This is a genomic window from Rhodococcus sp. IEGM 1351 (genome assembly GCF_030056875.1).
In the GTDB taxonomy this organism is placed as follows: domain Bacteria; phylum Actinomycetota; class Actinomycetes; order Mycobacteriales; family Mycobacteriaceae; genus Rhodococcus_F; species Rhodococcus_F opacus.
This window is the reverse complement of the sequence record NZ_JASHKU010000017.1, coordinates 126,678-148,088: the sequence shown is the minus strand read 5'-3', so window position 1 is coordinate 148,088 and position 21,411 is coordinate 126,678. Positions and strand designations below refer to the sequence as shown.

At 68.1% G+C, this 21,411-nt stretch carries 22 protein-coding genes; 13 read left to right on the top strand and 9 right to left on the bottom strand.

The features are described 5' to 3' along the window. Positions 1-28: 28 nt before the first annotated feature. The 4 genes from galK to QM806_RS27260 are packed head-to-tail and all read right to left on the bottom strand — an operon-like array spanning position 29 to position 5,250. Entirely contained in the window at positions 29-1,219 is a 1,191-nt protein-coding gene (galK, locus tag QM806_RS27275) for a galactokinase (protein WP_283293369.1), read from the bottom strand. Further along, positions 1,216-2,382, bottom strand: a complete 1,167-nt coding sequence (gene galT / locus QM806_RS27270) for a galactose-1-phosphate uridylyltransferase (protein WP_005256763.1) — start codon at positions 2,380-2,382, stop codon at positions 1,216-1,218. Before galT ends, galK begins: the two co-directional genes overlap by 4 nt. Beyond that, the gene (locus QM806_RS27265) at positions 2,369-3,175 is read right to left on the bottom strand and encodes a DeoR/GlpR family DNA-binding transcription regulator (RefSeq protein ID WP_081315292.1); all 807 of its coding nucleotides are present in this window, start codon (positions 3,173-3,175) and stop codon (positions 2,369-2,371) included. Before QM806_RS27265 ends, galT begins: the two co-directional genes overlap by 14 nt. Next, the gene (locus QM806_RS27260) at positions 3,172-5,250 is read right to left on the bottom strand and encodes a beta-galactosidase (RefSeq protein ID WP_054248080.1); all 2,079 of its coding nucleotides are present in this window, start codon (positions 5,248-5,250) and stop codon (positions 3,172-3,174) included. Before QM806_RS27260 ends, QM806_RS27265 begins: the two co-directional genes overlap by 4 nt. A 231-nt stretch (positions 5,251-5,481) precedes the next feature. On the opposite strand from QM806_RS27260, the gene QM806_RS27255 reads away from it, so the two are divergent. The 4 genes from QM806_RS27255 to QM806_RS27240 are packed head-to-tail and all read left to right on the top strand — an operon-like array spanning position 5,482 to position 10,907. Further along, on the top strand, positions 5,482-6,777 hold the full coding sequence (locus QM806_RS27255; protein WP_167116800.1) for an ABC transporter substrate-binding protein: 1,296 nt from the start codon (positions 5,482-5,484) through the stop codon (positions 6,775-6,777). Between the two features lie 55 nt (positions 6,778-6,832). Then, positions 6,833-7,756 (top strand): carbohydrate ABC transporter permease, encoded by a 924-nt coding sequence (locus tag QM806_RS27250; RefSeq protein WP_133986323.1) that lies wholly within the window; start codon positions 6,833-6,835, stop codon positions 7,754-7,756. Continuing rightward, positions 7,756-8,691, top strand: a complete 936-nt coding sequence (locus QM806_RS27245) for a carbohydrate ABC transporter permease (protein ID WP_169693135.1) — start codon at positions 7,756-7,758, stop codon at positions 8,689-8,691. Before QM806_RS27250 ends, QM806_RS27245 begins: the two co-directional genes overlap by 1 nt. Further along, positions 8,688-10,907, top strand: coding sequence for an alpha-galactosidase (locus QM806_RS27240; RefSeq protein WP_283293368.1), 2,220 nt, complete (start codon positions 8,688-8,690; stop codon positions 10,905-10,907). The genes QM806_RS27245 and QM806_RS27240 overlap by 4 nt, the downstream gene beginning before the upstream one ends. A gap of 193 nt (positions 10,908-11,100) precedes the next feature. Here the strand turns inward: QM806_RS27240 and QM806_RS27235 are convergent, their stop codons facing one another. Next, positions 11,101-11,643, bottom strand: a complete 543-nt coding sequence (locus QM806_RS27235; protein WP_005256776.1) for a DinB family protein — start codon at positions 11,641-11,643, stop codon at positions 11,101-11,103. Between the two features lie 132 nt (positions 11,644-11,775). Here QM806_RS27235 and QM806_RS27230 point away from each other — a divergent pair, with 132 nt between their 5' ends. Together QM806_RS27230 and QM806_RS27225 are read left to right on the top strand one after the other, a co-directional pair. Beyond that, entirely contained in the window at positions 11,776-12,096 is a 321-nt protein-coding gene (locus QM806_RS27230; RefSeq protein ID WP_240960663.1) for a hypothetical protein, read from the top strand. A 70-nt stretch (positions 12,097-12,166) separates the two neighbouring features. Continuing rightward, a complete protein-coding gene (locus QM806_RS27225; protein ID WP_005238337.1) occupies positions 12,167-12,427 on the top strand; it encodes a hypothetical protein in 261 nt (86 codons plus the stop codon). 6 nt (positions 12,428-12,433) lie between these two features. Here the strand turns inward: QM806_RS27225 and QM806_RS27220 are convergent, their stop codons facing one another. Beyond that, positions 12,434-13,000, bottom strand: coding sequence for a hypothetical protein (locus QM806_RS27220; RefSeq protein ID WP_005574325.1), 567 nt, complete (start codon positions 12,998-13,000; stop codon positions 12,434-12,436). Between the two features lie 296 nt (positions 13,001-13,296). Between QM806_RS27220 and dnaK the strand changes: the two genes are divergently transcribed. Genes dnaK through QM806_RS27200 form a run of 4 tightly spaced genes read left to right on the top strand, consistent with a single transcriptional unit; the run spans position 13,297 to position 17,402 of the window. Next, complete coding sequence (dnaK, locus tag QM806_RS27215; RefSeq protein ID WP_037243515.1) at positions 13,297-15,141, top strand: molecular chaperone DnaK; 1,845 nt, start codon at positions 13,297-13,299, stop codon at positions 15,139-15,141. Beyond that, on the top strand, positions 15,138-15,788 hold the full coding sequence (grpE, locus tag QM806_RS27210; RefSeq protein WP_005256786.1) for a nucleotide exchange factor GrpE: 651 nt from the start codon (positions 15,138-15,140) through the stop codon (positions 15,786-15,788). The genes dnaK and grpE overlap by 4 nt, the downstream gene beginning before the upstream one ends. A gap of 22 nt (positions 15,789-15,810) precedes the next feature. Then, positions 15,811-16,995 carry a molecular chaperone DnaJ gene (gene dnaJ, locus QM806_RS27205; protein ID WP_005238348.1) on the top strand — a complete coding sequence of 395 codons (1,185 nt, stop codon included), beginning with the start codon at positions 15,811-15,813 and terminating at the stop codon, positions 16,993-16,995. Further along, positions 16,995-17,402: a heat shock protein transcriptional repressor HspR gene (locus QM806_RS27200; RefSeq protein ID WP_005238357.1), complete on the top strand. Its 408-nt coding sequence runs from the start codon at positions 16,995-16,997 to the stop codon at positions 17,400-17,402. Before dnaJ ends, QM806_RS27200 begins: the two co-directional genes overlap by 1 nt. A gap of 86 nt (positions 17,403-17,488) precedes the next feature. Here the strand turns inward: QM806_RS27200 and QM806_RS27195 are convergent, their stop codons facing one another. Further along, positions 17,489-17,635 carry a hypothetical protein gene (locus tag QM806_RS27195; protein WP_009478761.1) on the bottom strand — a complete coding sequence of 49 codons (147 nt, stop codon included), beginning with the start codon at positions 17,633-17,635 and terminating at the stop codon, positions 17,489-17,491. Positions 17,636-17,682: 47 nt separating this feature from the next. After that, complete coding sequence (locus tag QM806_RS27190) at positions 17,683-18,159, bottom strand: hypothetical protein (RefSeq protein ID WP_283293367.1); 477 nt, start codon at positions 18,157-18,159, stop codon at positions 17,683-17,685. A gap of 273 nt (positions 18,160-18,432) precedes the next feature. Here QM806_RS27190 and QM806_RS27185 point away from each other — a divergent pair, with 273 nt between their 5' ends. The 3 genes from QM806_RS27185 to QM806_RS27175 all read left to right on the top strand — a co-directional run bounded on the left by QM806_RS27185 (position 18,433) and on the right by QM806_RS27175 (position 20,794). Further along, entirely contained in the window at positions 18,433-19,059 is a 627-nt protein-coding gene (locus QM806_RS27185) for a response regulator (RefSeq protein ID WP_025432069.1), read from the top strand. A 1-nt stretch (position 19,060) separates the two neighbouring features. After that, positions 19,061-20,245, top strand: a complete 1,185-nt coding sequence (locus QM806_RS27180; protein WP_043794002.1) for a sensor histidine kinase — start codon at positions 19,061-19,063, stop codon at positions 20,243-20,245. A 72-nt stretch (positions 20,246-20,317) separates the two neighbouring features. Continuing rightward, positions 20,318-20,794: a DUF4383 domain-containing protein gene (locus tag QM806_RS27175; RefSeq protein ID WP_005574686.1), complete on the top strand. Its 477-nt coding sequence runs from the start codon at positions 20,318-20,320 to the stop codon at positions 20,792-20,794. Here the strand turns inward: QM806_RS27175 and QM806_RS27170 are convergent, their stop codons facing one another. After that, the gene (locus QM806_RS27170; RefSeq protein WP_005256793.1) at positions 20,795-21,358 is read right to left on the bottom strand and encodes a type 1 glutamine amidotransferase domain-containing protein; all 564 of its coding nucleotides are present in this window, start codon (positions 21,356-21,358) and stop codon (positions 20,795-20,797) included. Positions 21,359-21,411: the final 53 nt, after the last annotated feature.

The following is a 21,411-nucleotide window of genomic DNA, read 5'->3' as shown; positions in this document are numbered from 1 at the left end:
GGTGTTCTCCTGGTCGTGGAAGGGGATCTCAGAGTCGGTGTGCCGAGCCCGACGGCTCGGCGTGCAGGAACTGGGGGACCGGCAGGCCGGCGGTGTCGGCGCGTCGGGCGACGTTCTCGACGACGGCATCGATCCGGTCGGCCGGAACGAGGGTGATCGCGGAGCCGCCGAAGCCGCCACCGGTCATCCGCGCACCCCAGGCGCCGGCCTCGAGGGCGGCCTCGACGGCGGAGTCGAGTTCGACGGAGCTGACCTCGTAGTCGTCGCGCAACGAGGCGTGCGAGCGGTTCAGGGCGTCGCCGATGTCGGTGATCCGGCCGCGGTCGAGCAGGTCGGCGACCTCCCGGACGCGACGGATCTCGCCGAGCACGTGCCGGACCCGCTGCGCTGCCGGGGAACTCAGCGCCGCGACGGCCGCGTCGACGTCGGCGACGTCGCGCAGGGTGGCGACGCCGAGGTCGGCGCAGGCCTTCTCGACGGTGGCGCGCCGGTTGCCGTACTGGCCGTCGACCAGCCGGTGCGGCGCGTTGGTGTCGATGACGACCAGTCGGGCGCCTGCGGCGTCGAAGTCGAGTGGAACGTGCCGGGTCGCGCCGCCGCGGCAGTCGAGGAGCAGGGCGTGGCCGGGGCGGGCGAGCATCGCGACCGACTGGTCCATGCCGCCGGTGGACGCGCCGGCGATCTCGTTCTCCGCGAGGATGGACGCGGTGATCAGTTGTCGGCGGCCGGAGTCGTCCGTGGGCAGGCCGGCGAGGTCGGCGACGGCGAGCGCGAACGCGCACTCGAGCGCGGCCGAACTCGACAGCCCGGAGCCGACGGGGACCGTCGAATGCACCGCCACGTCGAAACCGGTTCCCGCCGTGAGATGTCCGGATCGGCGTAGCGCCCACACCACCCCGGCGACGTACGCGGCCCAGCCGGCCGGGTGGCCCGGGGCGACGTCGTCGAGCGGACCGTGCCAGGACTCGCCGGTGTGCGTGGACACGGCGTGCAGGATCCCGTCGTCGCGTACTCGGACGGCGACGACGGTCACGTAGGGGAGGGCGAACGGCAGGACCAGTCCGCCGGCGTAGTCGACGTGCTCACCGATGAGGTTGACCCGGCCGGGTGCAGTCCAGACGCCGTCCGCGGCGCCGCCGAACGTGCTGCGGAACATCGCCTCGGCGGTACCTGCGACCGCGTCGGGGTCGACGGGGGTGACCCACTGCGGCGCACTCACGACGCCACCTCCCGCAGCCGGTCGGCGATGCGCTCGGGGGTGGTGTCGTTGACCCACGCCCCCATCCCGGACTCGGATCCCGCCAGGTACTTCATCCGGCCGGGGGAACGCATCATCGAGAACAGTTGCAGGTGCAGGCGTCCGAGCGGGCGGTCCTCGCCGACGGGCGCCTGGTGCCACGCGGCGATGTAGGGCACGGCGTCGACGCCGTCGAAGAACCGGTCGACCCGGCGCAGCAGTTCGAGATAGACGTGGGCGAGTTCGTCGCGCTCGTCGTCGGACAGTTCGGTGAGGTCACGGACGTCGCGGTGCGGTGCGAGATGCACCTCCAGCGGCCAGCGCGAGGCGGCGGGAACGTATGCGGTCCAGTGCTCGGCGGCCAGGACCACGCGCCTGCCGGATCGTGTTTCGGCGTCGAGGACATCGGCGAGCAGTAGTCGCCCGGTGCTCTCGAAGTGCTCGCGGGAGCGCCGGATCAGCGCGTCCGTGCGGGGCGGCAGGTACGGGTAGGCGTAGATCTGCCCGTGCGGATGGGTCAGGGTGACGCCGATTTCCTTGCCCCGGTTCTCGAAGCAGAACACCTGCCGGACCCCCGGCAGCGCCGACAGGTCGGCGGTGCGGTCGGCCCAGACGTCGACGACGGTGCGGACCCGGTCGACGTTCAGGGTGGAGAACGCGGCATCCGGGTTGCTGGTGAAGCACACGACCTCGCACCTGCCCGCCCCCGGTGCCAACGGCCACAACGCTTCTCCGTCGACGCAGTCCGGAAGGTCCTGCTCGGCGGCGCCCGTCGCCAGCGACGGGAAGCGGTTCTCGAACACCACCACGTCGTAGTCGTCGGCCGGAATCTCCGTGGGCGCCTTGCCCGGCATGCTCGGGGCGAGCGGCGACGCGTCCGGCGGCGGCAGGAACGTGCGGTCCATCCGCTGGGCGGCGATGACCACCCACTCCCCGGTGAGCACGTCGAAGCGCATCTGCGACTGCGACACCGCCGGCGGCAGCGGCCGTGAATCCACCAACTCGCGGGTGGCGCCGCCCGACACATACGGCTCGGAGTCGTCGAAGTAGATCAGTTCGCGGCCGTCCGCGAGGGTCGTCCGGGTCTTGCGCATCCGGAGCCGTGTGCCGGTCTCCCGCGCCTCCTGTTCGTCACGCACGGTCATCGACGAGTCCTTCCCGGTTCTCCCGTGTCACCACGAGATCGCCGACGTGGTCGGCAAGAGATTCCTGGGCGGCGCGCTCGAGCCCGGCGTCGGTGATGAGGATGTCGACGTCGGACAGCGGGATCGTGTTCGCCAACGCGGTCACACCCCACTTCGTGTGGTCGGCGAGCACCACGACCCGCCGCGACGACGCGACGAGCGCCTGATTGGTCTGTGCTTCCATCAAATTGGGGCAGGTAAGTCCCGAGTCGATCCCCATCCCGTGCGTCCCCAGGAACAGCATGTCGACGTGGATGCCGCGGAGTGCGGCGACCGTGAGCGGCCCGACCAGAGCGAAGGACGGCGTGCGCTGACCACCGGTCAGGAGGATGGTCTGGTCGTCGCGGCCACCCTCGTGGAACGCGTCGGCGACGGGCAGCGAATTGGTGACGACGGTGATGTCGGGGACGTCGAGGAGTTCGCGGGCGAGGGCGTGCGTGGTGGTGCCGCCGGAGATGCCCACCGACGTGCCCGGGCGCACCAGCCGGGCGGCGGCGCGGGCGATGGCCCGCTTGGCCTCGCGGTCGAGTTCGGACTTCGCCGAGAACCCCGGTTCGTGCACACTCGCCGACCGCGGCAGGGTGACCCCGCCGTGCACCCGCTCGACGAGACCCTGCTCGACGAGTTCGTTGATGTCGCGCCGGATGGTCATGTCGGAGACCCCGAGCGTCGCGCCGAGGTCGACGACCTTCACCGCACCGTGCGCGGTGACCTCGTCGAGGATCACCTGCTGGCGCTGACGAGCGAGCATCATGCGTCCGCCTTTCGGGTCCGGGCGCCGGTGTCGGCGCTGTCTTCGCGAATCACAGCACAGCTGCCGGGTTCCAGCGTGAGCGGTCCGTCGACCACCCGTTCGGTGACGAGGTCGGTGCCGGACACCTCGACGGTCACCTTCTCGGTCGTGTGGTTGAGGACGAACAGCCACGACCCGTTCTCGCCCCGCCTGCGCACGATCTCCACGTCGGCGTGCTGCCCAGCGTGGAGGTCGAGACCGGCTGCGGCGCAGATCGCCTCGGCGATCCTCGTCCAGCCCTGCGTGTCGGGGACGGTGGCGAGATACCAGGCGGCGCCGTCGCCGACCGGACGCCGGGTGAGGGCGGGCACACCCTGGAGGTGCCCCTCGGTGTGGCGGGCGAGAACCTCCACGTCCTCGGACACCGTCAGATACTCGGTCCAGATGCGGGCCGCAGTGCCGTCGTCGAGGGCGACGGTCTCGTCCGCGCCGAGCGGGAAGAACTCCTCGGTGCGGACACCCAGCAGGTCGCGGAACGCCCCGGGGTAGCCGCCGAGCCGGATGTGATCGTCGCGGTCCGCGATCCCGGAGAATGCGGTGACCAGCACCTGGGCGCCGGCGCGGGCCGCGGCCTCGATGCGCGCGGCGTCCTTGTCGCTGCACAGGTACACGGCCGGAACGACCACCACGGCGTACCGGCTCAGGTCGGCGTCCGCGGGGATCACGTCACACGTGACGCCGGAGAAGGCGTGGTGGGCGCGTTCGGCGATCGCCATGGGCTGCATCAACCGGGACGGGTGCCCGTCCTGCTCGCACGCCCACTGCGACTCCCAGTCGAACAACACACCCACCGGGGCCTCGACGCGGCTGCCTGCCACCGGTTCGAGGCGGCGCAGCACGGCGCCGAGCTGGACGACTTCTCGCCATCGCGCGGAGTCGGTGCCCGCGTGCGGAACCAGGGCGGAATGGAACTTCTCCGCACCCGCGTCGGATGCGCGGAACTGGAAGAAGGCGATGCCGTCCGCTCCGCGGGCGACGTGGGCGAGAGAGTTGCGCAGCATCTCTCCGGGTGCCTTCGCCCGGTTGACCGGCTGCCAGTTGACGGCGCTCGTCGAATGTTCCATCAGCAGCCACGGCCGTGAGCCGGCGATACCGCGCGTCAGGTCGGCCGAGAACGACAGCCGGTGGTGGGCGGCGCCGTCGCCCGTCGCCGGCCCCACCAGGTAGTGGTCGGTGGACACCAGGTCCTGTTCGGGGGCCCACTGCGCGTAGTTCATGTCGCCGGCGAGCGACTGCGGTGAGCCCATGCCCACCATGAAGTTGGTGGTGACCGGGATGTCGGGGGTGATGCGCCGCAGCACCTCCCGCTCGGCGAGGTACTGGTCGAGGAGGGCGTCCGAGCAGAACCGGCGCCAGTCCAGCAGATGCGTGGGATTGCCGAACGTCGTGCTCGCGGCGGGCGGCACCACTTCGTTCCAGTCGCTGTAGTGCTGGCTCCAGAACGTCGTGCCCCACGCCCGGTTGAGTTCGGTGAGGTCGCCGTAGCGACGTTGCAGCCACCGCCGGAACGCCCGCGCGCTGTCGGGGGAGTAGCAGCGTGAGTTGTGGCAGCCGAGTTCGTTCGACACGTGCCAGAGCGCGAGTGCGGGGTGGCCGCCGTATCGGGTGGCCATCTTCTCGACGAGGACGAGGGAGCGGTCGCGGTAGATCGGGGAACTCGGGCTCCACGTCTGCCTGCTGCCGATCTCGTACCGGTAGCCACGCTCGTCCACGGGCCGGACCTCGGGATGCGCGGTCGTGAGCCACGGCGGTGGGGACGCGGTCGCGGTGGCCAGGTCGACGCGGACGCCGCCGTCGTGCAGGAGGTCGAGGACGCGGTCGAGCCAGCCGAAATCCCACGTGTCCGGAGTGGGCTGGAGCCGGGCCCAGGAGAAGACGCCGACGGTGGCGAAGTCGACACAAGCCTCGCGCATGAGTTCGACGTCGCGTTGCCAGACCTCTTCCGGCCACTGCTCGGGGTTGTAGTCACCGCCGAAGGAAATGCCCCGGGTCGGCCACCGCAGGTGCCGCCCGCCGGAATCGCTCGCTGTGTGCATACTCACAATCTGTCCGATCCCTGTTCAAAAGTCAACACGAATGAACATTTCTGCACTTACGCAGGTGAAAGCGCTTCTGGTTGGTTGACAATGCGCGGTGCGGCGTGATTTTGTAACCTGCATCACGTAAGTGCGTGAGGCGACAGCACCCGAAAGTGATCGAAGTTGTTCGATTTTCGATCAGGTGGTGAGCGACTCCGACCACCCCGGTACTCAATCGAAAAGGGCACCATGAACCGAAACGAGCTGCCGCACCCGTGGCAACCCTCCCGGCGCACCTTTCTCAAGGCCGCGCTCGGCGCCGCGGGCGCCCTGTCGACGGCGGGCCTGCTGTCCGGGTGCACGAGCGGTGTCGACCCCCACGTGATCACCCTCGGATCGCGGCTGTCGGACAAGAACGCCAAACTCGGCGTCCAGGACGTCGTCGGGATGTTCCAGCAGCAAACCGGCGGCGCCGTGCGGATCAACTCCGTCGACTCCACCTCGTTCCAGGAGAACGTCAACAACTACCTGCAGGGAACGCCGGACGACGTCTTCACCTGGATGTCGGGGTACCGCATGAAGTACTTCGCCGACAAGGGACTCGTCGACGACGTCAGCTCGGTGTGGCAAGCGCACGGCAGCGGCTTCAGCAACAGTTTCCGCGAGGCGTCCACCGGAACCGACGGCCGGCAGTACCTGATCCCGTTCTTCTACTACCCGTGGGCCGTGTTCTACCGTCCCAGCCTCTGGCAGCAGCGCGGCTACGCGCCGCCGAAGACGTTCGACGAATGGGTGACCCTGTCCAAGCGCATGCAGGCCGACGGACTCACCCCGATCGGATTCGGCGTCCGCGACGGCTGGCCGCCGTTCGGCACGTTCGACTACCTCGACCTGCGCCTCAACGGTGTCGACTTCCACCGCTCCCTCCTCGCGGGCGACGTGAGCTGGACCGACAACCGCGTCCGGTCGGTGTTCGACACGTGGCGCGAGATCCTGCCGTTCCACCAGCCGCAACCGCTGGGCCGCAAGATGTCCGAGGCGCAGCAGGCACTCCTCAACAAGGAGGTCGGCATGCTGGTGGCCGGCATGTTCGTCGCACAGAGCTTCCCCGCGGGGCCAGACCGCGAGGATCTGGACTTCTTCGCGTTCCCCGAACTCGACTCCGCCGTCGGCACTTCGGCGGTGGAGGCGCCCATGGACGGATTCATGATGCGCAAGGACCCGCGCAACCTCGGTGGCGCGCAGCAGTTCCTCTCCTTCCTCACCAGCGCCGACGCCGCGGTCGCGTACGCGAAGCAGGACCCTCAGGCGATACCCGCGCACCGTGACGCCGATCTGTCGAGTTTCCCTCCGCTCGTGCAGAAGTCGGCCGCCCTCGTCCAGGGTGCGGGGTCCATCACCCAGTTCCTCGACCGGGACACCCGCCCCGACTTCGCGTCCGTCGTGATGATTCCGGCGATGCAGCAGTTCCTGGGCAACCCGAACGACGTCGACGGCCTGGTCCGCAGCATCGAGCGTCAGAAGGCGGCGGTGTTCGGGCAATGAGAGCACACGAGAAGACAACGACCACCATCACGGTCCCGACAGGTCAGGTGAATTCATGACCAGCACAGTTCCTCCCCAAGCCGGAACCGAACCCAGGATCCCGGCGCCGAAGGTCCGGCGCAGCCGGGGTGACCGGTGGACCATCGCCGTCATGCTCGGGCTGCCCGCCGCGATCGTGATCGGGCTGGTGTGGATTCCCACCGTGTTCACGGTGATCCTGTCGTTCGCACGCTGGGACGGCATCGGCGGCACGTCCACCATCGAGTGGATCGGCGCGCAGAACTACGTCGACGCCGTCCAGGCGTACCCCCCGTTCCAGCAGGCCCTCCACAACAACGTCCTCTGGCTGGCGTTCCTGTTCGTCTTCCCGACGATCCTCGGCATCTTCCTCGCCGTCCTGCTCGACCGGGGCCTGAAGGGAAGCCGGCTGTACCAGAGCATCTTCTACATCCCCGTGGTGTTGTCGATGGCACTGGTCGGATTCGTGTGGCAGCTGATCTACGCCACCGACGGCGGCGTACTCAACACCATCCTGGGTACGGACGTCGACTGGCTCGGCAACCCCGACGTCAACATCTGGGCCGTCATGGTCGCCGCGAGCTGGCGGCACACCGGCTACATCATGTTGCTGTACTTGGCCGGTCTCAAGGCCATCGACCCGTCGGTGCGCGAAGCGGCCCTCATGGACGGCGCCGGCCCGATCCGCACGTTCTTCCGGATCGTGTTCCCCCTGATGAAGCCGACCAACCTGCTGATCATCGTCATCACCGTCATCGAGGCCCTGCGCGCCTTCGACCTCGTGTGGGTGATCAACAAGGGCCGCAACGGACTCGAACTCATCTCCGCCCTCGTCACCGCCAACGTCGTGGGCGAAGCGGGCCGGGTCGGATTCGGTTCGGCCCTGGCGACGATCATGCTCGTGATCTCGCTGGTGTTCATTGCCCTCTATCTCTGGATCGTGATGCGGAGCGACGACTGATGACCATGACGACACCCCTCGCCGACCACAGTGCGCCCGTCGACCGGCCCGGGCCCCGCAACAAGGCCGCGGTGGCCAACCGGCGCCGGCTGAGTACCGCGCACGCGGCGATATATCTCCTTCTCACGGCGCTGGCGTTGCTGTGGATCTTCCCGCTGCTGTGGGCGCTCTACAACTCGTTCCGCGACTACGACTACGTCCTCACCCACGGCTACCTGTCGGTCGGCGGTTTCACGCTCAGCAATTACACCGAGTCGTGGGAGATCGGCGGAATCCCGCACTACTTCCTCAACTCGATGCTCATCACCATCCCGGCGGTGCTGCTGATCCTGTTCATCGGGTCGATGGCGGCGTTCGTGCTCGCCCGGTTCCCGTGGAAGTTCAACGTGATCATGCTGGCGGTGTTCATCGCGGGCAATCTGCTGCCGCAGCAGACGCTGCTGACCCCGTTGTTCCGGCTGTACAACGCGATTCCGTTGCCGTACTGGATGAGTTCGTCGGGCTCGCTCTACGACAGCTACTGGGGACTGATCCTGGTGCACGTCGCGTTCCAGACCGGGTTCTGCGTGTTCGTGCTGAGCAACTACATGAAGACGGTCCCGCCGGAACTGCTCGAGGCGGCGACGGTGGACGGCGCCGGGCTGTTCCGCCAGTACTGGCAGGTGGTGCTCCCACTGTGCCGTCCGGCCCTGGCCGCGCTCGCGACGCTCATGATCACCTGGATTTACAACGACTTCTTCTGGGCACTGGCGCTGATGGTCAGCGGCGACAAGCTGCCGGTCACCACCGCGCTGCAGAATCTGCAGGGCAGCTTCTTCACCGACACCAACCTGCTCGCCGCCGGATCGGTGCTCGTCGCATTGCCGACGGTGCTCGTATTCGTGGCGCTGCAGCGGCATTTCGTTTCCGGACTGACGATGGGAGCCAACAAGTGAGTGCAACTCCACCGCACGGGTACGTCCACCTCACCGCAGGCGGCGTGTCCGTCGTGCTCGACCTCACCGGGGGACGGTTGCCGGCGATCGTGCACTGGGGTGCGGCGCTCGGCGACCTCGCCCTCGCCGACGTCGAAGCCCTGGCGCAGGCGAACATCGAGCCCCCGGCGGGCAACGTAGTCGATCTCCCGGTGCGGCTGTCGATACTCCCCGAACACCACACCGGGTGGGTGGGGAAGCCCGGGATCGCGGGGCACCGGGACGGCGCGGACTGGTCGCCGCTGTTCACGACCACCACGCTCACGGTCGACGGAGCCGAGCACCGATCGGGACTCGTCGCGGTCGGTGCCGGCGCGGTCCGGGTCGCCGCGCACGACACGGCCGCCGATCTCGGTCTGGTCCTCGACATCGAACTGCTGCCGAGCGGCCTCCTGAGGACGCGCGCCGAGGTCACGAACGAGGGCGACTCCTTCTACGTCCTCGACGACCTCCAGCTCGCGTTCCCGGTCCCACCGCAGGCCCGCGAGATCCTCGACTTCGCGGGCCGGTGGGGGAAGGAACGGATCCCGCAGCGCCGTGAACTGACCGTCGGCATCCACGAACGCGAAGGACGGAAGGGACGCACCGGCCCGGACGCCGCGACGGTGCTCTCCGTCGGCGTGCCCGGATTCGGGTTCGGCCGCGGCGAAGTGTGGGGCACCCACGTCGCGTTCAGCGGCAACCACCGGCACTACGCCGAGCGTCTCTTCACCGGTTTCCAGGTGGTCGGCGGCGGAGAACTACTCCTGCCGGGCGAGGTACGGCTCGCGGACGGCGAGAGCTACGAAACGCCCTGGGTCTACGGCGCCTACGGCGACGGCCTCGACGACCAGGCGCATCGCTTCCACGACTACCTCCGGTCCCGCCCCACGCACCCGCGGCGCGCGCGCCCGGTCACGATCAACGTGTGGGAGGCCGTCTACTTCGACCACGACCTGGCCCGGTTGACGGACCTGGCGGATCGCGCGGCGAAGCTCGGCGTCGAGCGTTACGTGCTCGACGACGGCTGGTTCAGGTACCGGCGCAACGATCTGGCGGGCCTCGGGGACTGGCACGTCGACGAAACGGTGTGGCCGAACGGCCTGCATCCGCTCGTCGATCACGTGCGTTCCCTCGGCATGGAGTTCGGCCTGTGGTTCGAACCGGAGATGATCAACCTCGATTCCGACCTCGCCCGGGAGCATCCCGAGTGGGTCATGGCGACCGGCGGGCGCACGCCCGTGCCGTCGCGGAACCAGCAGGTGCTCAATCTGGGGATCCCCGAGGCGTACGACCACATCCTCGAGCGGATGTCCGCGATTCTCGCCGAGTACGACATCGCCTACATCAAGTGGGACCACAACCGCGACCTGATCGACGCCGGTACCGCACCGCACGGCCGCGCCGGCGTCCACGACCAGACCCTTGCGACGTACCGGCTGATGGACGAACTGAAGCGCCGCTTCCCCGGACTGGAGATCGAATCCTGCTCGTCGGGCGGAGCGCGGGTGGACCTCGGCATCCTCGAGCGCACCGACCGCGTCTGGGTCTCGGACTGCATCGATCCGCTCGAGCGTCAGCAGATGAACCGGTGGACGATGCAGCTGCTTCCCCCCGAACTGCTGGGCTCGCACATCGCGTCCGGAATCTCCCATACGACGGGCCGGTACCACCGCCTGTCGTTCCGGGCGGGGACGGCGCTGTACGGGCACCTCGGGATCGAGTGGGATCTCGCGACCGCCACCGACGACGAGAACGCACAGCTCGCGGTGTGGATCGACCTGTACAAGCGGCACCGGGAACTCCTGCACACCGGGACGATGGTGCGGGCCGACGAGATCGACCCGACCCTGCTCGTCTACGGTGCGGTCGCAGCGGACCGGGCGGAGGCGCTGTTCTTCCTCGCGTACGTGGGGCGCTCCGAGGTGTCACCGCGGGGCAGGTTCACGCTGCCCGGGCTCGACCCCGACCGGCGTTATCGGGTGCGTCCCGTCTTCGCCGGTGCACCGGACGAGGGCCTGAAACCGCCCGCGTGGTTCGACGTACAGCCACCGGGTGGACGAGCCGACGGACTGTCCGCGGGGAGCGAGGTACTCGGCGTCTCGATGACGGGCCGGGCCCTCGCGGTCGTGGGTCTGCAGACACCCGCGTCCTTCCCCGACGACGTGGTCGTGCTCTCGGTCACCGCGGAGGCGTAGCCGCAGCACCAGGTGGGCAACATTCACCCTGGGGTAGGTAGCCGGTGCCCCCGCAGCGCGGCACCATGGTCTTCACCAGTCGGCAAAAGTTGAACCGCAGGAGGTAAGTCAACACTCGAAAACGCCACATGAAGAGAACACCTCACCGGAACCCGAACCCGGTGAGGTGTTTTCGTCTGTACCGCCGGGCGGGTCAGAACTCCATGCCCGCGTCGGCGCCCATCTGCATGGTGGTGTTTCCGCCGTCGAGGGATTCCCGGATGATGTCGGCGTGACCGGAATGGTGGCCGGTCTCCCGGATGATGTGGAGCAGGGTGCGGCGGATCGTCCACCACTGCCGCTCGGGTGCCCAGGGTGCGGTGGGCAGTGGGACGAGCACGTCCAGGTCGTCGAGGCCGGCCACGGCGGCCTCCGTCGCGCGGGCCACCTCGGCGTACTCGGCGAGCAGTCCCTCGAGGGTTTCGTCGTCGCGCATGTAGTACTTCTCCATCGCCCACTCCATGTCGAACTCGGCGTTCTCGTCGGGTTCGAGAATGGTTTCGACCCAGTGCTTTTCCGTGTGGGACACGTGCTTGATCAGTCCGCCGAGCGTCAGGTCGCTGACGGTCGAGCGCTGCCGTGCCTGTTCGTCGTCGATGCCGCGGACGGTGATCAACAGGGTGGCTCGCTGCTCCTGCAGGATCTGGAGGAGGTCGGCGCGCTCACCGGTGGCGGGGGACTTCTGCGAAGTGGTCATGAGAAGAAGAGTAGAAGCGATTGAGGTCAGAAACGGTCCTCATTAGGAAGGCCTTCTCAGGGTTTTTCTCGGGGTCCAAGTTGGGTGCCTTCCTGGATGTGTGGAAAGCGCGCGCCGCGAAGGATTCTCGGTATGAACTTCGACTCTCCGGGACCGGCACCCCGGCCCTCCCGCCGACGCGTATGGCTTCGCGTTCTCGGGGGCATGGTGTCGCCCGTCCTCGTCGCCGTCACGGTGGGAGTCGGCACGTTCGCGTACGCCTCGACCGCCGCCGAGAGCGACACCGGCGGGCAGATGGAATTCCGGCGAGCCCTGACGATTCCGCCGCTCGCGCCGGGTGTCGCGCGCCCCGAATTGGGTACCCCCACGGTGACGCGTCACGCCGATGTCGCCGGGTCGAGCCGGATCGGCGCGGGCGAACCCGCGATGCCCCACCAGCCCGCACACGGGTGACCCCGCTCGGTTCTCTCTTCTGGGTCCGCCCAGCCCACCGATGATCAGCCCACCGATGAAAGGAATCATCATGATCCGCACGACGATGACCGCACTGGCAGCCGTGGCTCTCGTGTTCGGCGCCGCGTCCGTGACCCAGACCGCTGCCGCCCACCCGGCCTGCAACTCCTCCTACGAGGGCACGACCAACGACGAGTACGACCCGGACCCCGACTTCACGGGGACGACCAACGACGAGTACGACCCCGATCCCGAGTATTCGGGCACGTCCAACCGAGAATACGACCCCGACCCGGAGTTCCACGGCAGCACCGATCCGTGCCAGGTGTGAGTCCGGTCAGCGGTTCCGGCGCAGCCACGGAGACACACCGGGGGCGAACAGGGCGAGCACTCCCACCGCGACGAGGGCGCTGTAGGCGAGCGGCGCCCATTGCAGCACACCGGCGGTCGCGTCACCGGCGTCGGACAGCAGGGTCCACAGGCCCACCCCGCCGGCGGCGCTGAGGACGCCGACGACGGCGAGGGTGATCTGGCCCGCCGGTTTCCGGGCGCGCAGAAGTTGTATCCCCAGCAGTCCGAGGAGGATCAGGACGACGGCGATGGCGCCGCTGCCGATCAGCGTCAGGTTCACCGTGTCGGTGATGTCCGTCGCGGAGTCCCCGGGATTGTCCGCGGCGACCGAGGCCTCGAGGGCGTCGCGGACCGCGCCGAGGTCGAGCGCGATGGCCCCGGCGATTCCGGCGAGAACGACGAACGATCCCACCCAGGCGGACAGTGACACCGCGACCGCCTTCGGGGTGGCATCGGTGGGGGTGGCGCGCAGCGGGGTGACCGCGAACTCCGGACGCGGCGGTACGGGTCGCGGCGGTTCCGGCCGGCGTCGCGGCTGTTCGGGTGTCGTCACGCTGCGATCCTATCGACCTGCCGTACCGTGGCGGGCCGACGCGCGGGTCCGTGTCGGCGGCCCCGAAGCACGCCGCCGAAACACGGCGCCCGAACAAAATGTGGGCATCCGGGAACAAATCTCCGCACCCCTCCGTTGAGCCTTACGACAACATGAGCGTGCAAGACTCAAGTTCGAATTGACTCCCGACGGTGTCGGAGTGCAAACTTGAGCGGAGGGCGCTCACTAAGCGCCAACATCGCAGTTCAGTAATGAAAACCTGCCCACAGGACTGCAAAACGAAAGTGAGGAACACTATGGCTCGTGCCGTCGGTATCGACCTCGGTACAACGAACTCGGTCGTGTCTGTGCTGGAAGGCGGCGAGCCCGTAGTGGTCGCCAACGCCGAAGGTTCACGCACCACCCCGTCGATCGTCGCCTTCGCCAAGAACGGTGAGGTGCTGGTCGGCCAGCCCGCCAAGAACCAGGCCGTCACCAACGTCGATCGCACCATCCGCTCCGTCAAGCGCCACATCGGCACCGACTGGAACGTGGAGATCGACGGCAAGAAGTACACGCCCCAGGAGATCAGCGCGCGCACGCTCATGAAGCTGAAGCGCGACGCCGAGGCGTACCTGGGTGAGGACATCACCGACGCCGTGATCACCGTCCCCGCGTACTTCGAGGACGCCCAGCGTCAGGCCACGAAGGAAGCCGGCCAGATCGCCGGTCTCAACGTCCTGCGCATCGTCAACGAGCCCACCGCGGCCGCACTGGCCTACGGCCTGGACAAGGGCGACAAGGAACAGACCATCCTGGTCTTCGACCTCGGTGGCGGCACCTTCGACGTCTCGCTGCTCGAAATCGGCGACGGCGTCGTCGAGGTTCGCGCCACGTCCGGCGACAACCACCTCGGTGGTGACGACTGGGACGAGCGCATCGTCACGTGGCTCGTCGACAAGTTCAAGGCTCAGAACGGCATCGATCTGACCAAGGACAAGATGGCTCTGCAGCGTCTCCGCGAGGCCGCCGAGAAGGCCAAGATCGAACTGAGCTCCTCGCAGAGCACGTCGATCAACCTGCCCTACATCACCGTCGACGCGGACAAGAACCCGCTGTTCCTCGACGAGCAGCTGTCTCGCAGCGAGTTCCAGAAGATCACGTCCGATCTCCTCGACCGCACCCGCGCGCCGTTCCAGGCCGTGATCAAGGACAGCGGCATCGCCGTCAAGGACATCGACCACGTCGTGCTCGTCGGTGGTTCCACCCGTATGCCCGCCGTCTCCGATCTGGTGCGCGAGCTGACCGGTGGCCGTGAGCCCAACAAGGGCGTCAACCCGGACGAGGTCGTCGCCGTCGGCGCCGCCCTGCAGGCCGGCGTCCTCAAGGGCGAGGTCAAGGACGTGCTGCTCCTCGACGTCACCCCGCTGTCCCTCGGCATCGAGACCAAGGGTGGCGTGATGACCAAGCTCATCGAGCGCAACACCACCATCCCGACCAAGCGTTCCGAGACCTTCACCACCGCTGACGACAACCAGCCCTCGGTGCAGATCCAGGTGTTCCAGGGTGAGCGCGAAATCGCCTCGCACAACAAGCTGCTCGGCTCGTTCGAGCTGGCCGACCTGCCGCCCGCCCCGCGTGGCGTGCCGCAGATCGAGGTCACCTTCGACATCGACGCCAACGGCATCGTGCACGTGACCGCCAAGGACAAGGGCACCGGCAAGGAGAACACGATCAAGATCCAGGACGGCTCCGGTCTGTCCAAGGAAGAGATCGAGCGGATGGTCAAGGACGCCGAGGCTCACGCCGAGGAAGACAAGGCCCGCCGCGAGGAGGCCGAGGTGCGCAACCAGGCCGAGTCGCTCGTGCACCAGACCGAGAAGTTCATCAAGGACAACGAGGACAAGGTGCCCGCCGACGTCAAGGAGAAGGTCGAGGCTGCCATCAAGGAAGCCAACGACGCTCTCGCAGGCACCGACATCGCGGCCGTCAAGACCGCGGTCGAGAAGCTGGCCACCGAGTCGCAGGCCCTCGGCCAGGCGATCTACGAGGCCAGTGCCGCCGAGGAAGCCGCCAACACCGACGGTTCCGGCGCGAGTGGTGCCGACGACGTCGTCGACGCCGAGGTCGTGGACGAGCCGTCCGACTCGGAGAAGAAGTGACGTCCGACAACACCGAGCAGGAACCGGTCACTTTCGTGGACAAGCGGAAGATCGACCCCGAGACCGGTCGGACACGGGACGCGGAGCCGGTAGTGGAGCCCCTCGCGGGCACCGCTGCCGCCCCGCAGCCCGGCTCGGTGGACGAAGGGGACCTGCCGGACACGGCAGCTCCGGAGACGGACGAGTTGGCGGAGCGCACCGCTGACCTGCAGCGACTGCAGGCGGAATACGCCAATTACCGCCGCCGCGTCCAGCGCGACAAGCAGGCCGACATCGCGAACGCCAAGGCGTCCGTCGTCGGTGAACTCATCGCGGTGCTGGACGACCTCGACCGTGCACGCAGCCACGGCGACCTCGACTCGGGGCCGCTGAAGGGTGTGGCAGACAAGCTCACCGGCACCCTCACCTCGCTCGGGCTGAGCGAGTTCGGTGCCGAGGGCGACGCATTCGATCCGGCGCTGCACGAGGCAGTGCAGCACGAGGGCGAGGGTCACGACCCCGTTCTCGGCACGGTGATGCGAAAGGGCTACAAATTCGGTGATCGCGTCCTGCGGCATGCGATGGTAGCTGTGATCGATCGCGCCGGCGATGCCGGCGCGAACACCTCCGACGAGGCGGCGAAGCCCGCCGAGTCGGAACAAGAGTAAGAGCGAGAGGAGGAGACGCCCAGTGAGCCAACGGGAGTGGATCGAAAAGGACTTCTACAAGGAGCTGGGCGTCTCGTCCCACGCATCCGCGGACGAGATCAAGAAGGCGTACCGCAAACTCGCCCGCGACCTTCACCCCGACGCGAACCCCGGCGACACGAAGGCCGAGGAGCGTTTCAAGTCCGTCAGCGAAGCACACGCCGTGCTCTCGGACCCTGCCAAGCGCAAGGAATACGACGAGGCCCGGCGACTGTTCGCGAGCGGCGGTTTCGGTCAGGGCGGCGGCGGATTCAACCCCGGAGCCGGCGGTTTCGGCCAGGGCGGATTCGACATCAACGACCTGTTCGGTGGCGGCGGCGCGGCGGCCGGTGACGGCGGCCTCGGCGACATCTTCGGTGGCCTGTTCAATCGCGGCGCCGGTGGTGGCGGCGCGACCCGCACGACCAACCGTCCCCGTCGTGGCAGCGACGTCGAGACGGAGACGACCCTCGAATTCCGTGAAGCCACGCTGGGCGTCACCGTTCCGCTGCGGCTGACCAGTCCGTCGCCGTGCACCACCTGCCACGGCAGCGGTGCCAAGCCGGGAACCAGCCCGCGAGTCTGCCCGCGCTGCAACGGGACCGGAATCGTCAGCCGAAACCAGGGCGCGTTCGGGTTCAGTGAGCCGTGCGACGACTGCCGCGGTACCGGCTCGATCATCGACTCGCCGTGCGAGGTGTGCCACGGCAACGGCGTCACCAACCGGACCCGCACCATCACCGTCCGCGTTCCCGCAGGTGTCAGCGACGGACAGAAGATCCGGCTGGCAGGCCAGGGGGAGGCGGGCCTGCGCGGCGCGCCGTCCGGCGACCTGTTCGTCACGGTCCGGGTGCGTCCCGACAAGGTGTTCGGCCGCAACGGCGACGACCTCACCCTCGTCGTCCCCGTCAGCTACGGTGAGCTCGTGCTCGGAACCACGGTCTCCGTCCCCACGTTGGAGGGGCGCGTCGGTGTGAAGATTCCGGCGGGCACAGCCGACGGCCGGGTTCTGCGGGTACGCGGCCGAGGCGTTCCCAAGCGCGCGGGTGGCGCCGGTGACCTGCTGGTCACGGTCAAGGTCGCCGTTCCGCAGAAGCTCGACGACCCCGCCACCGAAGCACTGAAGACCTATCTGGAAGCAGAGAAGGCCAGCGGATTCGATCCCAGGGCCGGGTGGGCAGGTGCCTGATGAGCGATACGACCCAGGATCCACGCGAGACCGCCGTTGATCCGGACGCCCAGATCTTCGTGATCTCGGTGGCCGCGGAACTCGCCGGCATGCACGCCCAGACGTTGCGCAACTACGACCGGCTCGGTCTCGTCACCCCGCACCGCACGTCCGGTGGCGGGCGACGGTACTCGCCGCGGGATGTGGCGCTGCTCCGTGAGGTGCAGCGCCTCTCGCAGGACGAGGGCGTCAACCTCGCCGGGATCAAGCGGATCATCGAACTCACCAACCAGGTGGAGGCTCTACAGCACCGGGTTCGCGAGCTGGCCGAGGAGATCGCCAAGATTCACGCCGGCTACCGGCGCGACCTGGTGCCGATCCCGCGGAGCAATGCGCTCGTCGTGTGGAAGCCGCGACACCAGCGCTGACCCGGCGATCTCTCGGGTGAACCGAACCGATGTCGCACTGGTCCTGTCGGAGTGAACCAGTGCGACATCGGGCCCCAACCCCCGGCTCATCGGTCGCGGTTGCCCCAGCGGGGCCCGCGGCGGGTGCGTGATCGCGGAATGTTCATCTCCTCGAGACGTGCCTTGATCTCCTCGGTGGTCCACATCGTGCGGGAGACGGTGGGGGTGGGGGTCTCGGTGACGTGCATGATCATGTTCTCCGGCTTTCTTCGAGTGTTCGGTGGATGGTCGGGATCGTCTGTCAGGGGTGTCCGTACAGGTGGTAGCCGGCGTTCATGTTCGGGTAGCCCGAGTCGATCCAGCTGCTGATACCGTAGGCGTGGCCGTAGTCGGCGTCGACGCGGGTGCCGTCCACGTCGGTGGTGTTGCTGTAGTTGTCGGCGCGGAACACGGCCTGGGCACCACCGGGGAGCGAGTAGGTGGCGTCCACCTCGACGCCGTTCGGATCGGTGGAGAATGCCTTCACGATCTGGCTGCTGTGCGGGGCGAGGTAGTCCGACGGCGCCTGAATCCACTGCCCGTAGGGGTTCGACGAGCCCGCGAGGACCATCGGCAGGTCGGTGTCGTTGCTGATCGTCATCGCGATCGTGGGTCCCGATGTCGACATCGTGCCCGCGGTGGCAACACCGGCTGCGGCGATGGCGAATCCGGTGACGGCCACTGCGGTGGCGGGCAGTGCGATGAAGAGTGCGACGCGGCGGCGGGCGAGGGTGCGCATGATGGCTTCTCCTGAGTTGTGACACTTCGGGGGGAACGTCTGGGGCCGTGGGGGTTTCGGTTTCCGATCTCCCCGTTTTCCGGTGTGCACCAACTATGTCGCGAATGTGCGCCGTCGTCTGTCCACCGACAGGACCGAGGGCGGGATGAATTCGGTGTCCACCGATCGGGGGACACCGGCGCCGCGAAGTGCTCCGCGCGGGCCTGCTCTCGTGAGAAAGTGAGCAATGGACTTCGCCGGAGTCGCTTCGCATCGGGCCGCGCCGTGAGCGCCGTGCGTGTGGTGGTGGGCGACGACCACCCGATCTTTCGGGACGGTGTCGTCCGTGCGCTCCTGGCGAGTGGCGACATCGAGGTGGTCGGCGAGGCGGACGACGGTGCGGCGGCGCTCGCCCTGATCCGCGAACTCGCCCCCGACGTCGCACTGCTCGACTATCGGATGCCGGAGCTGGACGGTTCCCAGGTGGCGGCGGCCGTCCGGCGAGCCGAACTCGCCACGCGGGTGTTGCTGCTGTCGGCGCACGACGAGTCCGCGATCGTCTACCACGCGTTGCAGGAGGGGGCGGCGGGGTTCCTGCCCAAGGAGTCCACTCGGGCGGAGATCGTGAAAGCCGTCCTGGACTGCGCTCAGGGCCGCGACGTCCTCCCCGCCTCCCTCGCCGTCGGACTGGCCGGCGAGGTGCGTCGTCGCAGTGAACCGGTCGGGCCGGCGCTGAGCGGCCGGGAGAAGGAAGTGCTGGCGCTCATTGCGCGCGGCCAGAGCATTCCCACGATCGCCGGTGAGCTGTATCTGGCACCGTCGACGGTCAAGACCCATGTCCAGCGCCTCTACGAGAAGCTCGGGGTGAGCGACCGCGCGGCCGCGGTGGCCGAGGCGATGCGACGCGGCTTGCTGGAGTGACGTGCCGCTTCCGTCCCAGAGTCGCGTAGTCCGTCGCTACAGCACCGAGGCCGTCCGGGTGACCGCCATTCTCCGGTTACCGCTGATCGGGCTGATGGCGCTGCTCGGGCCGGTGATCCGCGTGGTGCACTGGAAACCCGACGTCTTCGCCGGGCTGCTGATCGGGTATGCGGCTCTGGCGCTCGGCTGGCTGATCTTCGTTCTGGTGCGGGACGTCGGACCGTGGGCGGGCTGGGTGTCCACCGCGGCGGACGTCACCGCGGTGGTGGCGTTGTGTATCGCCTCGGGCGGCGCGACGTCGGTGCTGCTGCCGGTGTTCTTCCTGCTGCCGATCTCGGTGGCGTTCCAGTACCGGCCGCGTCTGACGGCGATCGTCGGGGTTTGTACCGCCGTCGGGTACCAGGTGGTGTGGATCATCTACTCCAAGCGCGACGACGCAGTCGGTTTCCCCGACGAGGTGTACCTCTACTTCGGGTTTCTGTTGTGGCTCGCGGCCGCGACGACGGCGTTGTCGTACGTGCTGGTCCGGCGCTCTGCGACGGTGATCTCGCTGATGGATGTGCGCAGGCAGCTGATCGCCGAATCGATGGGCGCCGAGGAACGCGAGCGACGGCAACTGGCCGAAGACCTTCACGACGGGCCCCTGCAGAATGTCCTGGCCGCCCGGCTGGACGTGGAGGAGGCCCTGGAGCGAAACCCGGACGACATGCTCGTCGCCGCCGAGTCCGCCCTCCGCGAGACCGCGGCGCAACTGCGGTCCACGGTCACCACACTGCATCCGCAGGTCCTCGCGCAGCTGGGCCTCACCGCGGCGCTGCTCGAGCTCACCGATCTCTACGCCCGGCGGGGGTTCGAGATGTCGGTGAGCCTCGACGACGTCGGTCACCCCGACTGCCAGGAGCTGCTCTACCGGGTGGCGCGGGAACTGCTCACCAACGTGACCAGACACGCCCGTGCCACGACGATCGAATTCGCACTCACCCGCGCCGACGGGCGGACCACGCTGACGGTCGCCGACGACGGCGCCGGTTTCGATCCGGCCGTCGTCCCGGAACGGGTGGCGCAGGGGCACATCGGGCTGGCGTCGCACATCGTGCGGGTCGAAAACCTCGGCGGCACCTTCGACGTCACGTCCTCACCCGGATCGGGCACCCGCGTGGTGGTGACGGTGCCGGACTCCCGCTGACGGCGCTGGGCGGTTGACGTGTTCGCTGACGGGTAATCGGGGACCAGTCGATCGCGAAGGAAGGGCAGAGCAATGGGTACGCGCGAGTCATCCCGGACGAAGTCGCCGGTTCAGATCGCCGCGCTCGTCGTGGGTGCGGTATTCCTCCTGGTCGGGATCCTGGGCTTCGTTCCCGGCATCACGACCGACTACGATCTGCTCGGCGGCGCCGGGCACCATTCGGGTGCGAAACTGCTGGGAATATTCCAGGTTTCGGTGCTGCACAACCTCGTTCACCTGATTTTCGGCGTCGCCGGCATCGCATTCGCCCGGACCGTACAGACTGCGCGCCTGTACCTGATCGTCGGCGGTGTGGTCTATCTCGTTCTGTGGATCTACGGACTGGTGATCGACCAGGCCAGTGCGGCGAACTTCGTGCCGGTCAACACGGCCGACAATTGGCTGCACTTCGCACTCGGCGCCGGAATGGTCGCGCTCGGATTCTTCACGGCGCGGGTCGGGTCGACGCCCGCAACGGACCCGACCCGACCACACTCGCCGATGGACTAGTCACTGCGGGTGACGGCCCTCGGCGAATTCCTCGACGATCTTCGCGCAGAACGCGGGCAGGTCGTCGGGGTTGCGGCTCGACACCAATCCGTTGTCGACCACCACTTCCTCGTCGACCACGGTTCCGCCGGCGTTGCGGATGTCGGTGCGCACGCTCGGATACGACGTGAGAGTGCGGCCGCGGACGACGTCGGCCTCGACCAACGTCCACGGTCCGTGGCAGATCACGCCCACCGGTTTGCCCGAAGCGACGAAGTCGCGGACGAAGGCGACGGCCGACTCGTCCATCCGAAGGTGGTCGGGGTTCGTGGTGCCGCCGGGCAGGATCAGTGCGTCGAAGTCGGCGACCGACACGTCGCCGACCACGGCGTCGACGGCGTAGGTGCCTGCCGCGTTCACGTCCGCGTTCATGGCCTGGATCTTGCCGGGGGACAACGAGATCAGCCGAACCTCCGCGCCGGCGTCCTCCACGGCCTTTCGTGGCTCGACGAGTTCGACTTCCTCGACCCCGTCGGTGGCCAGGATCGCGACCTTCCGGCCGCGCAGTGTGTCTGCCGATGTCATGGGCACTTCCTTCCTCTGGTGAACACAAGCGACGGGTACCCGGTCGGCCCGAA